The 13,862-nt window shown below is 42.9% G+C and carries 13 protein-coding genes and 1 tRNA gene; 10 read left to right on the forward strand and 4 right to left on the reverse strand.

Annotation, left to right across the window (positions count from 1 at the left end; translation table 11 throughout):
* Positions 1-98 precede the first annotated feature (98 nt).
* Positions 99-175 (reverse strand) — tRNA-Arg (locus E7413_04950).
* 191 nt (positions 176-366) lie between these two features.
* On the opposite strand from E7413_04950, the gene E7413_04955 reads away from it, so the two are divergent.
* The 4 genes from E7413_04955 to E7413_04970 are packed head-to-tail and all read left to right on the forward strand — an operon-like array spanning position 367 to position 3,281.
* Positions 367-840, forward strand: a complete 474-nt coding sequence (locus tag E7413_04955; protein ID MBE7019204.1) for a hypothetical protein — start codon at positions 367-369, stop codon at positions 838-840.
* A gap of 7 nt (positions 841-847) precedes the next feature.
* Positions 848-1,699, forward strand: coding sequence for an endonuclease IV (locus tag E7413_04960; protein ID MBE7019205.1), 852 nt, complete (start codon positions 848-850; stop codon positions 1,697-1,699).
* A gap of 10 nt (positions 1,700-1,709) precedes the next feature.
* On the forward strand, positions 1,710-2,771 hold the full coding sequence (locus E7413_04965) for an aminopeptidase P family protein (protein ID MBE7019206.1): 1,062 nt from the start codon (positions 1,710-1,712) through the stop codon (positions 2,769-2,771).
* Between the two features lie 3 nt (positions 2,772-2,774).
* Positions 2,775-3,281 carry a transposase gene (locus E7413_04970; GenBank protein MBE7019207.1) on the forward strand — a complete coding sequence of 169 codons (507 nt, stop codon included), beginning with the start codon at positions 2,775-2,777 and terminating at the stop codon, positions 3,279-3,281.
* Between the two features lie 61 nt (positions 3,282-3,342).
* Here E7413_04970 and E7413_04975 read toward each other — a convergent pair whose 3' ends face one another.
* From E7413_04975 to E7413_04985, 3 genes are read right to left on the reverse strand one after another with little or no spacing between them, the layout of a single operon-like run.
* Positions 3,343-3,738, reverse strand: a complete 396-nt coding sequence (locus tag E7413_04975; protein ID MBE7019208.1) for a hypothetical protein — start codon at positions 3,736-3,738, stop codon at positions 3,343-3,345.
* Between the two features lie 13 nt (positions 3,739-3,751).
* Positions 3,752-6,109 carry an endonuclease MutS2 gene (locus E7413_04980; protein ID MBE7019209.1) on the reverse strand — a complete coding sequence of 786 codons (2,358 nt, stop codon included), beginning with the start codon at positions 6,107-6,109 and terminating at the stop codon, positions 3,752-3,754.
* A 42-nt stretch (positions 6,110-6,151) separates the two neighbouring features.
* Positions 6,152-7,039: a polysaccharide deacetylase gene (locus tag E7413_04985; GenBank protein MBE7019210.1), complete on the reverse strand. Its 888-nt coding sequence runs from the start codon at positions 7,037-7,039 to the stop codon at positions 6,152-6,154.
* Between the two features lie 198 nt (positions 7,040-7,237).
* On the opposite strand from E7413_04985, the gene E7413_04990 reads away from it, so the two are divergent.
* The 6 genes from E7413_04990 to E7413_05015 all read left to right on the forward strand — a co-directional run.
* Positions 7,238-7,588, forward strand: a complete 351-nt coding sequence (locus E7413_04990; GenBank protein ID MBE7019211.1) for a hypothetical protein — start codon at positions 7,238-7,240, stop codon at positions 7,586-7,588.
* Between the two features lie 157 nt (positions 7,589-7,745).
* Positions 7,746-8,000, forward strand: a complete 255-nt coding sequence (locus E7413_04995; GenBank protein ID MBE7019212.1) for a DUF370 domain-containing protein — start codon at positions 7,746-7,748, stop codon at positions 7,998-8,000.
* A 61-nt stretch (positions 8,001-8,061) separates the two neighbouring features.
* Positions 8,062-9,984, forward strand: coding sequence for a DNA topoisomerase (ATP-hydrolyzing) subunit B (gene gyrB, locus E7413_05000; GenBank protein ID MBE7019213.1), 1,923 nt, complete (start codon positions 8,062-8,064; stop codon positions 9,982-9,984).
* Between the two features lie 24 nt (positions 9,985-10,008).
* Positions 10,009-12,519, forward strand: coding sequence for a DNA gyrase subunit A (gene gyrA, locus E7413_05005; protein MBE7019214.1), 2,511 nt, complete (start codon positions 10,009-10,011; stop codon positions 12,517-12,519).
* A 63-nt stretch (positions 12,520-12,582) separates the two neighbouring features.
* Positions 12,583-13,473, forward strand: coding sequence for a 50S ribosomal protein L11 methyltransferase (locus E7413_05010; protein MBE7019215.1), 891 nt, complete (start codon positions 12,583-12,585; stop codon positions 13,471-13,473).
* A gap of 85 nt (positions 13,474-13,558) precedes the next feature.
* The coding region (locus E7413_05015; GenBank protein ID MBE7019216.1) for a putative sulfate exporter family transporter at positions 13,559-13,862 on the forward strand (304 nt) is incomplete at its 3' end.

Below are 13,862 nucleotides of genomic sequence, written 5' to 3' on the forward strand. Positions count from 1 at the left end.
ATGGTTTTTGTAACGCTCGTTGCCCTCTCAGTGTTCGAGTCCCCCTGCGGCACTTAGGCAATAAAAAAGCAGACACCTTATGGCATCTGCTCTTTTCTTGGCGCGCCTTGAGGGACTCGAACCCCCGACATTTCGGTTCGTAGCCGAACCCTCTATCCAGCTGAGGTAAAGGCGCATACAAACTTTTATGTTTGCAACAGTGGTATTATATCAAAAGAAAGTTGGTTTGTCAATGTTTTTTTATCAATTCTATTGAAATTTTTTAGAAAATATGGTAAAATAGCAAGGTGTGAGAATGGAAAATTCTTCCGAATCGTAAAAATCATTACAATAACCAAAGAGCAAAAAAGTTTATGAGGGATTTCTATGAGTATGCAACCTGATTTTCTTTTCAAAAATGTGGAGGAGGTTACTCCTGCGTTTTTACAACAGCATCATATCCGTCTGCTGATTTGGGATGCAGATGCCACTTTGATTCAGGCGCAGAGTGATTTTATTCTGCCGGAACGTGTTTTATTGGTGGAAGCAATCAGAAATTCTGGCGTTCGGGTTATGGTTGCATCCAACGGGAAAACCCACCGTATTGAAAAAGCTTTCGGTGAGCATAAAATCGAAGCACATGGGTATTCTTTAAAGCCCTTGCCGTTTCGTTTGAAAAAGCTGATAAAAGGCTATGCGAAAAAGGAAGTTCTGTTGGTGGGTGACCAATTTTTTACCGACATTTTATGCGCTAAGCTGCTTGGCATCCGCTGTGGGATGGTGGAGCCATACGGAACTGATAAAGGTCGTGGAATGGGACTTCGTCGCTCTTTGGAGAAAAAAATTATCAAAAGGAACTAATTTTGTTATGAGCATTATATTTGGTCCCGGCGGAAATAGTGAACAATATTATAACGACGGACATAAATCTTCTTTGGATAGGCCGAAATACCTTGCCGAACTGGGCTTAAACGGTTATGAATATCAATGCAATAAAGGGGTTCATATTTCTATGGACAGTGCCCGTATTTTAGGAGAAGAAGCTAAAAAACACGGAGTGCATTTATCCATTCACAGTCAGTATTATGTGAGCCTTTCTTCCACCGATCCTGAAAAGCGGGAAAAGAGTGTGGAGTATCTTTTAGCGTGTTTTCGGGTGGCAAAAGAAATGGGGGCAGACCGTATTGTGGTCCATTCCGGCTCCTGTGCCAAAATGACCAGAGCCAAAGCATACGAGCTGTCTTTGGACACCCTGCATAAAACCTTGGCACGTGCCAAAGAAGAAGGGTATGAAGGAATTTATCTTTGTCCTGAGGTGATGGGGAAAATCAATCAGTTAGGGGATTTTGATGAGGTAATAAAACTTTGCACCACTCACGAAATGTTACTTCCTGCCATTGATTTCGGACATCTTAATTGCAGAACCTTGGGAAGCTTGAAAACCAAAGAAGATTATCTTACATTACTCAATAAAATGGAGAAAAAGTTGGGCAGAGAGAAAGCGAAAATCTTTCATTGCCATTTTTCTAAAATTGAATATACCAATCAGGGGGAAAAACGGCATCTGACCTTTGAAGACACCCGGTTCGGGCCTGATTACGAGCCCTTTTTAGAAGCGGTTTATGAAAAAGGATTCACACCCATGATTATCTGCGAATCCGCTGGAACGCAGGACAAGGATGCCCTTAGTATGGCAAACTATTTTAACAATCTGAAATAAGGAAAATAAGATGAAACAGTTTTACCAATCACGTCTTCAAAAATTAAGAGATCAATTAAAAGAACAAGAGGGGATTTTGGTCAGCGACCCGAAGAATTGCTTTTATTTTTCGGGAATCAATTCTTCCAACATTCATTTGTATATCACCCATCAAAAAGCATATTTGTTAACTGATTTTCGTTATGAAACAGCTGCAAAAGAAAATGAGGCAGGCTTTACGGTGATGGCGGAGGGGTCTTTGGTATCTAAATTAAAAGAGCTGATGACGGAATCCACCGTGTATATTGAACAGCAATTTTTAACCGTGCATTTTTATAAGATGCTTTTAGACCATTTTCCCGATACCGATTTCCCCAATGTGAAATCCATGATTATGGATATCCGATTGATCAAAGATGCCTCGGAATTATTCAAACTCCAACAGGCACAACGGATTGCGGATAATGCCTATTTAACAATGCTCACCTTTGTGAAAGAAGGGGTTACCGAGCAGGAGCTAAAGGCAGAACTGGAATATCAGATGGCAAAACTGGGTGCACAGAAAACCTCTTTTGACACCATTATTTTGTTTGGAGACCACGCCGCAATGCCGCACGGAGAACCTTCCCATCGGAAGTTGGAAGCAGGGGATGCACTTCTTTGTGATTTCGGATGTGTGTATGAGGGGTATTGCTCGGACGTGACCAGAACTTCTTTCTTCGGAAAAGTGTCTGATAAAGCCCGCCACGCCTATGAAACGGTGTTGACCGCACACAATCTGGCAAAAGATTTTATCGGTGTGGGCAAAGCCTGTTCCGATGCAGACAAAATTGCCCGTAATTATATTGAAAATAGCGGTTACAAAGGTGTGTTTGGCCATAGCTTAGGACACGGCGTTGGCGTGAAAATTCACGAGCATCCCACGTTGGGGCATTCCAGTACCGAAATTTTCGAGAACGGCATGGTATTTTCCAACGAACCGGGAATTTATCTGCCCGGGGAATTCGGCATCCGTATTGAGGATACCTGCTATCTGGAAGACGGGAAACTCTATTCCACCACCAAGCTGGAGAAGGAATTAACGGTGCTGTAAGAGATGGAATTACCAAATAGAAAACCAACACGATTACAGGATTATGATTATTCCCGACCGGGTGCATATTTTGTAACAATCTGCACGAAAGACAGACGTAAAATTTTGTCTGAAATTATTGTAGGGGGCGACGTCCTCGACGCCCCGCAAAACATACTATATCCATACGGGAAAATAGCAAATAAACATCTTTTGTCTATGTGCAATTTTTATGATAATATATCAATTACAAAATATGTGATTATGCCAAATCATATTCACCTGCTGATACAAATCGCAGATAGCGACAACGGACCGCCGAGGACGTCGGTCCCTACAAAATCTTTGCTTTCAAATTTTGTCAGCACTTTCAAGCGATTCTGTAATAAAGAATGTGGCGAAAATGTGTGGCAACGCTCTTTCCATGACCATATTATCCGTGATGAACGAGATTATCTGAAAATAGCGGAATATATCGAAACCAATCCCTTAAAATGGGAATCGGATTGCTTCTATAATGCCGAAAAATAAATAAAAATAACAAAAATCGCAGTGAATTTCACTGCGATTTTTTGTGTTGCGTTATGATTTTTTATTTGTCGAGGCCGTTCTTTGCATCGCATCGGGACTGAAATTTTTCTTTCATAACAATGAAACGAGTGTGAGTTCCCTCTGCTATTTTTTCCGTTTCGTCAAAGGCTTCCACCGAGAAGACAATTTTTCGTCCTTCCCATTCGGTCACAGTGGCAGAAACTGTCACATTCATTCCAACGGGAGTGGCAGCTAGGTGTTTTACATTCATTTCGGTGCCAACTGTAGCGGTACCGTCTTCCAGATAGGGGAAGCACAGTTCATGTGCCGCTTTTTCCAGCATAGCCACTAAATAGGGAGTGGATAACACCCGTGCATTTCCGCTTTCTAAGGTGATTGCGGTGTGGCTTTCGGTCACGGTAAACTGATGTTTGTTTGTTACGCCGATTGCATTCATATTAAAAAACTCCTTATTTCATTTCACAAATGGTAACCCCTGCTTCGCCCTCACCGAAGTTTCCTAAGCGGAAGGATTTTACCGATCTGTTTTTCTTTAATAACTGATGGATGCCTGCACGAAGCACTCCGGTGCCTTTCCCGTGAATAATCACCACGGAAGGAATGTTGGCTAATACTGCATCGTCGATGAATTTTTCGGTCACGTATTCTGCTTCTTCCAAATTCATACCCCGAAGGTCCAGTTCGGGACGGATTTCTTTGCCTCTGGCACTGGCATTCCGATAGGGACTGTGTTGCTGCTTTTGCTTTTTCGCTTCACAGCGGGACAGGTTTGCGATGTTGGTTTTAATACGCATAATTCCTGCTAACACGGTGAGATTTCCCTTATCGTCCGGCAGAATGTCCACGGTAACGGGAGTGTCGAAATCATCCATCATCACCGTCATACCGATTTTTAATTCTTTGGGGGTTAAGGGGTTTTGTTTTTTCTTTTCTTCGTTGGCAAGTTTCTGCGCCTGCTTCTGCCGTTCTTCTGCCAGTTGTTTTCTGGCTTCCCCAACAGCTTTTGCACGGTCTCTTTGATTTTTTGCTTCCTGATTTAATTTCTGGATGATGCCTTCCGCCTTTTCCTGGGCTTCTTCGATGATTTCCATCGCTTGTTGCCGTGCTTTTTCAATAATTTCACGGTTTTTCGCCAACGCATCATCTTTTTTAGAGGAAAGTTCTTCTTCCAAAACACGAATCTTTTCTTTTAAGAGTTCAGCTTCCTGCTGATCTTTTTCTGCTTTGATTCTTTGTTCGTCGATGACGGTTAACACATCCTCAAAGCGGATGGCATCGGCGGAGAGTCGTTTTTCGGCTGCCTCTAAAACTTCGTCTGATAGGCCTAAACGTTTGGAAATGGCAAAGGCGTTACTTTTCCCGGGCATACCCATAATCAAGCGATATGTGGGCATCAGCGTTTCTACAGAGAACTCTAAAGAGGCGTTTTGCACGCCGTTTTGGGAAAGAGCATATAATTTCAGCTCAGGATAGTGGGTGGTTGCCGCCACGGTCACACCCCGTTTGCGTAAATACTCAATAATTTCAATGGCAAGTGCCGCACCTTCGGTGGGGTCGGTGCCTGCACCTAACTCATCAAAGAGGGCAAGGCTTCCAAAAGTAGCATTTTTTAAGATGGACACAATTCTCGTCATATGAGAGGAGAACGTGGATAAAGACTGTTCAATGCTCTGCTCGTCACCGATATCGGCAAAAATTTGTTCATATACTGCAATTTCGCTTCCCATAAATACCGGGATTGCAAAACCGCTCTGCACCATTAACGTGAGAAGGCCCAATGTTTTTAAAGACACGGTTTTTCCGCCCGTGTTGGGACCTGTGATGACTAAGGTATCGCATCCGTCACCGATTTCAATATCAATGGGAACGGCGGTTTCGGGATTTAAGAGAGGGTGACGTGCTTTTTTTAAATTGATTTTTCCCTGATCGTTTAAGAGGGGGATTTCGCCTTTCAAAGAACGGCTGTATTTGGCTTTTGCGAAAATGAAATCCAGGTCTAAAATCAGTCCGTAAGCAACTTCAATTTCTTCCCAGATGCCCGAAAGCTGACCGCTTAAATAAATGAGGATTTTGGCAATTTCTTCTTTTTCTTTGGATTCCAAATCACGAAGCTCATTGTTTAAGGTGACGATTGCCATGGGTTCAATAAACACGGTTGCTCCCGAGTCGGAAGAATCATGCACTAATCCCGGAATTTCGTTTCGGTATTCCTGTTTTACGGGCAACACATAACGGTCATTTCGTAAGGTAACTGCCGCATTTTGCAGGAATTTTTTATAGTTGGAAGAATTCGTGAATTTCTGCAGAGTTTCTTTGATTTTGTTGTTGGCGGAAATTTTTTGCCGGCGGATTTTATAAAGTTCGTCGCTGGCATTGTCCGACACTTCGTCTTCCGAAATAATCTTCATAAAAATTTCGTCTTCCAACCGTTTTTGTGTGGTGAGACGGTATTCGTAATCGGAGAAAATTTCGGTTTTGTTATCGGCAAAATATTCTTTCAGCGAGCGGGAAGATTTTAGAAGACTGGCAGTGGAAAGCAGCTCTTTTTGAGACAGGGAACCACCGATGGATAACCGTTTGATAATGCCTCTCATTTCCCCGAAGGAATCAATGGGGGGACTTCCTGCTTTCACCAAAAGAGACATTGCCGCTTCTGTTTGGCTAAGCAGACGGGAAACAGCGCCTAAAGAGGATTCTGCCTTGAGGGAGAGAATGTTCTCCTTGGTTTCTTCCAACACGGCATATTCTTTGGCGCGGTTTAAAATTTTATCAAATTCTAGGGTTTGAAATACGTTTTTTGTTTCCAAGTTTCAAAATCCTTTCTGAAATTGCGTTGGGTTCAGAGTGTGTTACGGCAGGGGGAACTGCACAGGTTGAACCGAGGGATCTAAAGATGCAAAATGATATCCCAAAGCCTTCATATGACCAATATAATCCCGAACCAGGTCGGCAATCCACGGATTGGCATCTGTGTCGTGCATCAATGCAATGATGCGGGATTTATTTTGGGATTGGGTAATGAGTTCGTTTAGCTGATCTTCGTAAGTGGTGGCACCTGCAGCATCTTCTGAGGTAACATTCCAGTCGTAATACACAAATCCTCTGCGTTCCATTTCGGTAACCAGAGTCCACGCCAGATTGCGGTTATAAGAATTGACACTGCCGCCGGGGAATCTGAAAATACGGGGAGTGTAGCCGGTGGCTTGTACAATATTCTGAAAGCATTTGGCAAAGTCATAGAGATAGGCATCCAGGCTTTGATAAATCTGACGGTAAACGTGAGAATTGGTATGTATGCCCAAGGTGTGCCCGTCTTCGTATGCTTGCTTCAAAATTTCGGGATAAGCATCTGAAAAAACGAAGAATGTGGCAGGGACGCCTTCCTCCTTCAGCATTGTTAAAAGAGCAGGAGTGGAATTAGAAGGACCATCATCAAAGGTCAGGTATACCACATAATCTTCGGTGGGTGCAAATTCCTGATTGGGGTTTTCTCCGTAAATTTCCGGATAAGGGTCGTTTGGGTCTTCAGATACGGGAATCACGCCCGGTTCCTTGGTGGGAAACGGAGTGGGAACGATTTTGGGAGTGGGAGAGGGCTTGGCTACAACCACTTCCTGGGTATCTGGTTCCGGCACCCAAAAAGAAACTGCTATGATAGCGCCAAAGCAGATACACAGGACAGAAACTACCGCAAGAATCCATAAATATTTTTTATTGTCGGTTGTTTTTTTTGCCATGACAGACTCCTTTTGAAAAGCACCGCGAGCAAAGGTGCTTATGTGATAGTATCAGTATACTACATAAGTTGTGATTTAGCAATAGCTTTTTTGTTTTTCCTGTTTTTTTCTTTCACCCGAAGGTGATGTTTGACATAAAATAAACTAACCGTATTTTTTAGATACATATTTTCAGGAATAAAATAGGGAGGCAGAAGTATGAGAGAAGCCGTATTTTACGGTATCATGTTGTTTTGTTCGGCATATGGTTTGTTTTCACTGGTGTTTTTCTTGCGGGATTTTTGGGGTGAGAAAAAGTATCTGCGCGGAAAATGTATTTACACTTTGGTTATGGTGGAGGAACAAGACTTATATGCGGAGGAAATGATCAGAGCGTTGGTGTTTCAAAATTACAAAAACGACACCGGAATTTGTGACCGCAAAATTCTGGTGATACCGGAGGATGAATCAGGGTGTAATGCTAAGCGGATTCAAAGGATTTTTGAAAGGGAAGCCGATGTTTTAATCCTTGGGAAACAGGAACTTTTTCAGCTTCTTTCCAACGGATGAATTTTTCTTTGTTTTTTCTGTATTTTTTTGCAAAAAACTCTTTACATTCGACTGGTTTTGTGTTAAAATAATATAGGTATATTGTTTTATATTTTTTCATTTTTCCCTATGGGAAAAATGAAAGTTTTCAAGATATAAAAAATGAGGAGGGGATCGAGTGTATCTGCATATCGGAAACGATTTCGTGTTAAACGAGCAGGATATTATCGGCGTGTTCGATTTTGACCATATCTCAGAATCTTCCTCCACCATGGAATATCTGAAATCTTTAGAAGATGATGATCGGTTGATTGCCGTGTCGGAGGAGCTTCCGAAATCTTTTGTCCTCGCTGTGAGAGACGGGGTGGAAATCGGGTATTTATCGCCCCTTGCTTCCCGTACCATCCAGCACCGAAAAGGTTTGATGTTTTAATTTATTTCGTAATTTTCGTATTTTATAAATGAGAAAATCCCACAAGAAAGGATGAGATAGCATGGCTGAAGAATTAAACGAAAAAGTAGAAACAGTCTATGACGAGAATCAAATACAGGTATTGGAGGGTTTGGAAGCCGTAAGAAAGCGTCCCGGTATGTATATCGGGTCCACTTCGGTGAGAGGTCTCCATCATTTGGTATACGAAATCGTGGATAACGCCATCGACGAAGCGCTGGCTGGGTACTGCGAAAATATTGACGTTACCATCAACCCTGATAATTCGGTAACCGTTCGTGATGACGGACGTGGGATTCCCGTTGGTATCCATCCCAAAATGGGAATCCCCACCGTGGAAGTGGTATTCACCATTTTGCACGCCGGCGGTAAATTCGGCGGCGGCGGATATAAAGTGTCCGGGGGGTTGCACGGGGTAGGTTCTTCGGTTGTAAACGCATTGTCCGAATGGTTGGAAGTGGAAGTTTCCAATGGGGAACATATCTACAAACAGCGTTATGAACGTGGAAAGGTGGCATCCAAACTGGAAATCATCGGTGATACTGACAAAAAAGGTACCACCGTTACCTTTATGCCTGATGCTTTGATTTTTGAAACCGTGCAGTTTGAATACGATGTACTTTTAACCCGTTTAAGAGAACAGGCGTTTTTAAACAAGGGAATCCGCATTAACTTTACGGACAAGCGTCCCGATGAACATATTGTGAATGAGTTGTATTACGAAGGCGGTATCAAATCCTTCGTGGAATACATCAATCAGGAAAAAACGCCCTTACATCCCGACGTGATCTACCTTTCCAAAGAGAAAGAAAATATGATTGTGGAAATTGCAATGCAGTATACCGATGCATACAGCGAAAATCTGGTAAGCTTTGCAAATAACATCAACACCACCGAAGGCGGTATGCATGAAACCGGCTTCAAAGCTGCTTTAACCCGTATCTTAAACGATTATGCGAAAAAGCGTAATATGCTAAAAGACAGCGACAAAGCGTTAAGCGGGGAAGACGTTCGTGAAGGCTTAACAGCCATCATCAGCGTAAAATTGCAGGAAGCACAGTTTGAAGGTCAGACCAAAACCAAACTGGGTAACTCCGAAGCAAGAACCGCCACCGAAGGTATGATGCAGGATGCCTTTGCTTCCTACTTAGAAGAAAATCCGGGCGTTGGCAAAATGATCTTGGAAAAAGCCTTCTCTGCATCTCGTGCAAGAGAAGCAGCAAGAAAAGCAAGAGAATTAACCAGAAGAAAAACCGCTCTGGAAAATACACGTTTGCCCGGGAAACTGGCAGACTGCTCCGAAAAAAATAATGAATTTACCGAAATTTACATCGTCGAAGGGGACTCTGCAGGCGGTAGTGCTAAGCAGGGCAGAGACAGACGCTTCCAGGCGATTTTACCGCTTTGGGGTAAAATGTTAAACGTAGAAAAGGTGCGTATTGATAAAGTTATCGGCAATGAAAAACTGCTCCCCGTTATCACCGCTTTAGGTGCAGGGGTTGGGGAAGATTTTGACGTGGAAAAACTGCGTTACGGCAAAATCATCATCATGGCCGATGCCGATGTTGACGGTTCTCATATCAGAACCTTGCTGTTAACCTTCTTCTTCCGTTATATGCGTCCCTTGATCGAAGAAGGTCATGTATATTTGGCTCAGCCCCCTCTTTACAAAGTGTTTAAAGGCAAAAATGTGCGTTATGCATACACTGATGAACAGTTAAAAGAAGCATTGGGAGAAATCGGAAACGATGCTAACGTACAGCGATATAAAGGTCTTGGTGAAATGAATCCGGACCAGCTTTGGGAAACTACTATGGACCCTGTTACCAGAACAGTACTGCAGGTAACCTTAGAAGATGCCATTGAAGCAGACAAAATCTTCAATGTGCTGATGGGCGAAGAGGTAGAACCCCGTCGTGAGTTCATTGAAACCAATGCAAAATACGTATCGAACTTAGATATCTAATTTGTCAGAAAGGAAGAACAGTTTATGGATACTCAAATGTTTGAAAATGAACATATTGTTCCGGTTGATTTGGTCCATGAGATGAAATCTGCCTATCTGGCATATTCCATGTCGGTTATCGTGGCAAGAGCCTTGCCCGATGTGCGAGATGGTTTAAAACCGGTACACAGAAGAATTTTATACACCATGCACGAAGACGGGTTAACCCCCGAAAAAGCATACAGAAAATGTGCGACCACCGTTGGTGACGTGTTGGGTCGTTACCATCCTCACGGTGACGCATCCGTTTATGATGCCCTGGTTCGTTTAGCACAGGACTTTTCCCTTCGTTATCCGTTAGTAGACGGTCAGGGGAACTTCGGTTCTATCGACGGTGACCCTGCTGCTGCTTATCGTTACACCGAAGCAAGAATGGCTCGCTTAGCACAGCTGATGCTAAAAGAAATCGACAAAGAAACCGTTGATTTTGCTCCCAACTTTGATGAACGTTTAAAAGAACCCACCGTGTTACCCTCCCGTTTCCCCAACTTATTGGTAAACGGTTCTGCAGGGATTGCGGTTGGTATGGCAACCAACATTCCCCCTCATAATTTAACCGAATGTATTGATGCCATTTGTGCCACCATTGATAATCCCGAAATCACCATCGAAGAAATCATGGAATATATCAAGGGTCCCGATTTCCCCACCGCAGGGAACATTATGGGAAAAAGCGGCATCCGTTCCTATTTCCAGACAGGCCGTGGTAAGGTGATCGTTCGTGCCGAAGCGGAAATCGAAGATGACGGCAACCGTCAGCGAATTATCGTAACCGAGCTGCCCTATCAGGTGAATAAGGCACGTCTTATTGAAAAAATCGCAGAGCTGGTGCACGAAAAACGTCTGGAAGGCATTGCAGACCTTCGTGACGAATCCGATAAGGATGTTGGCGTTCGTATCGTTATCGAAGTGAAAAAAGATGCAGCAGCCAATATTGTGCTTAACAACCTCTATAAATACACCCAGATGCAGGATACCTTCGGGGTAATTATGTTAGCTTTGGTTGACGGTCAGCCCAAGGTGTTAAACATCCGTGAAGTGCTGGATTGCTATATCAATCATCAGAAGGATATTATCGTAAGACGAACCATTTATGATAAACGTAAAGCCGAAGCAAGAGCACATATTTTGGAAGGTCTTAAAAAAGCATTAGACCATATTGACGAAGTCATTGCCACCATCCGTGCATCTTATAACAATGCAAAAGAAAACTTAGTGGAAAAATTTGGCTTCACCGAAATTCAGGCACAGGCAATTCTGGATATGAGACTTCAAAAATTGCAGGGCTTGGAAAAAGAAAAAATCGAAAATGAATTGGCGGAAATTATTAAGCAAATTGCTTATTATACCGAAATTTTAGCATCCGAACAGATGGTATTGGATATCATCAAAACCGAACTCACCGAAATTAAAGATAAATACGGTGACGCTCGTCGCACCAAAATCACCTTCGATTATTCTCAGATTGATGATGAAGACTTAATCGAAGAAGAAGATATGGTAATCTCCTTAACCCACTTAGGTTATGTGAAACGTCAGCCTACCGACACCTTTAAGAGTCAGCACAGAGGCGGACGTGGTATCGCAGGTCTTTCCACCAGAGAAGAAGACTTTGTGGAAGAGCTGTTTGTTACCTCCACTCATAACTACATTCTGTTCTTTACCAACACGGGCAGAGTGTTCAAATTAAAAGCATATCAGATTCCCGAAGCATCCCGTACGGCGAAGGGTACCGCAATTGTAAACCTGCTCAATTTAGAGCCCGGTGAAACCATTTCGGCAACCATTCCTATGAGAAGCTTTGAAGAAAATAAATACTTGGTAATGACCACCAAAAATGGGGTTATCAAGAAAACCGAACTGATGGAATATGACACCAACCGTTCCGGTGGCTTACGTGCGATCGCAATGGACGAGGGTGACGAGTTGATGCAGGTTAAGATTGTAACCGACGACGAAGAAGTGGTGCTGACCACCTACTTAGGTATGTCCATCCGCTTTAAAATCAGCGACATCAGAAGTCAGGGGCGTGTTACCCGTGGTGTTCGTGGTATCAAGCTGAAAGAAAACGACAGACTGGTTGGTATGAGCGTGGTACACGATGATACCGAGCTGTTAATCGTTTCGGAAAACGGTTTGGGTAAACGTACTCCTTACAGTGAATATAAGGTGCAAAACCGTGGCGGTATGGGTGTTAAAACCTACAAAATTACCGAAAAAACAGGTAATATTGCAGGTGTTCGTTCCATTAAAGACGGCGATGACGTTATGATTATCACCTCTGCAGGTGTTGTGATTCGCTTAAAAGCGGAAGACATCAACACCGTTGGCAGAAACACCCAGGGCGTTATCTTAATGCGTCCCGATGCGGATGTGAAGGTGGTATCCGTGGCAAGAGCGCCTCGTGAAGAAGAGGATTCTTCTGATACCGAGGAAACTAACGGAAATACTGACAATACCGAAAACACCGAAAACACTGAAAATACAGAAGAATAAGGTGAAAAAGGGGTTCTCCAACCCCTTTTTTCCACGTTTAGAAACGAGAAAAAAGGATCAAAAATGGATTATTTTGAGTTAAAAATTACCTGTGAAGCAGGGAATACCGAAGAAGCGGAAAACTTCCTTGTGATTCACGATATTTATAATTATTTTGTCACCGACCCCAAATTGGAAGCAGACATTATGGCAGAAATGCCCTGGCTTTTAAAGGATGAAAGAGACACGGGGGATGCCTATATCACCGTATGCTTAGAAACCGCAAAAGAAGCAGAAGATTTATATGATTTACTCACCAAAAACGGCTTTACGGTGTCTGTTCGTGGTGCCAATGATTCCGAATGGAAAGATAACTGGAAACAGTTTGCCAAAATCGTTAAAATCACCGATACCTTGGTGGTAAAACCGGCTTGGTTAGACTATAACCCACTACCCCACGAAAAAGTGCTGGAATTAGATAGCGGTGCCGCGTTTGGAACAGGTACCCACGAAACCACCCAGGCTTGTGCAAGACTGATTTGCAAATACCAAAAAGACCAGACCAAAATGCTGGATATCGGCACAGGTAGCGGTATTTTGGCTATCATCGGCGGTATGCTTGGCGTAACCGAACTGGTTGCCACCGATATTGACCCCGTGGCAGTTGACACCGCAAAAATCAACATTGAAAAGAATGGATTTTCCCATATCTGCGATGTTCGTTGCGGTGACCTTTTGGAATGTGTTGGAGAAGAAACTTTTGATATGATTACCGCCAATATTATTGTAGACGTACTGCTCATTTTACTAAAAGATGTAAAACAATGCTTAAATCCTGACGGCGTGCTGATTTTATCGGGCATTTTGGAAGAACGATGCCACGAAATTTTGGAATCCGCCCAAGCTAACGGCTTTACTCTGATTGAAAAAATTGTGGACCACGATTGGTGCGGACTGGCATTACGTTTAGCGTAATGAATTGCTTGACGAAAACAATTGTTTACTCCTGATTTTAATTGATGCTATAAAGATTGTCGAATTTTGGCGAAAGAGGTATAACATGAAAATTATAAAAAAGGTGTGGGGAATTATTCCCGGATTTGCAATATCAATTTTGATTGCAGTAGTGGCAAAAACAATTGAAAGCCGTCTACCAATACATATTGTGGGAGCATCGGTTATTGCACTATTTATAGGAATGATAATGAATCATTTTTGGAGGCCGGATTTCTTGAACGCAGGAATCAAGTTTGCATCAAAGAAAGTTTTGAAATTTGCTATTATTCTCCTGGGCGCTTCTCTCAGTGTTGGGGTGATTCTTTCCGTGGGTAAATTATCATTGATGGTAATGGTTTTCACTCTTT

This window comes from Oscillospiraceae bacterium (genome assembly GCA_015068645.1).
Classification (GTDB): Bacteria; Bacillota; Clostridia; order UMGS1840; family UMGS1840; genus SIG452.

Bases quoted from the DNA above. Each gene is read 5' to 3' on its own strand.
- E7413_04975 (MBE7019208.1), bottom strand. From the start codon at position 3,738: ATGAATGCAATCGGCGTAACAAACAAACATCAGTTTACCGTGACCGAA.
- E7413_04955 (MBE7019204.1), top strand. From the start codon at position 367: ATGAGTATGCAACCTGATTTTCTTTTCAAAAATGTGGAGGAGGTTACT.
- gyrB (MBE7019213.1), top strand. From the start codon at position 8,062: ATGGCTGAAGAATTAAACGAAAAAGTAGAAACAGTCTATGACGAGAAT.
- E7413_04990 (MBE7019211.1), top strand. From the start codon at position 7,238: ATGAGAGAAGCCGTATTTTACGGTATCATGTTGTTTTGTTCGGCATAT.
- E7413_04960 (MBE7019205.1), top strand. From the start codon at position 848: ATGAGCATTATATTTGGTCCCGGCGGAAATAGTGAACAATATTATAAC.
- E7413_04970 (MBE7019207.1), top strand. From the start codon at position 2,775: ATGGAATTACCAAATAGAAAACCAACACGATTACAGGATTATGATTAT.
- gyrA (MBE7019214.1), top strand. From the start codon at position 10,009: ATGGATACTCAAATGTTTGAAAATGAACATATTGTTCCGGTTGATTTG.
- E7413_04985 (MBE7019210.1), bottom strand. From the start codon at position 7,039: ATGGCAAAAAAAACAACCGACAATAAAAAATATTTATGGATTCTTGCG.
- E7413_04965 (MBE7019206.1), top strand. From the start codon at position 1,710: ATGAAACAGTTTTACCAATCACGTCTTCAAAAATTAAGAGATCAATTA.
- E7413_05010 (MBE7019215.1), top strand. From the start codon at position 12,583: ATGGATTATTTTGAGTTAAAAATTACCTGTGAAGCAGGGAATACCGAA.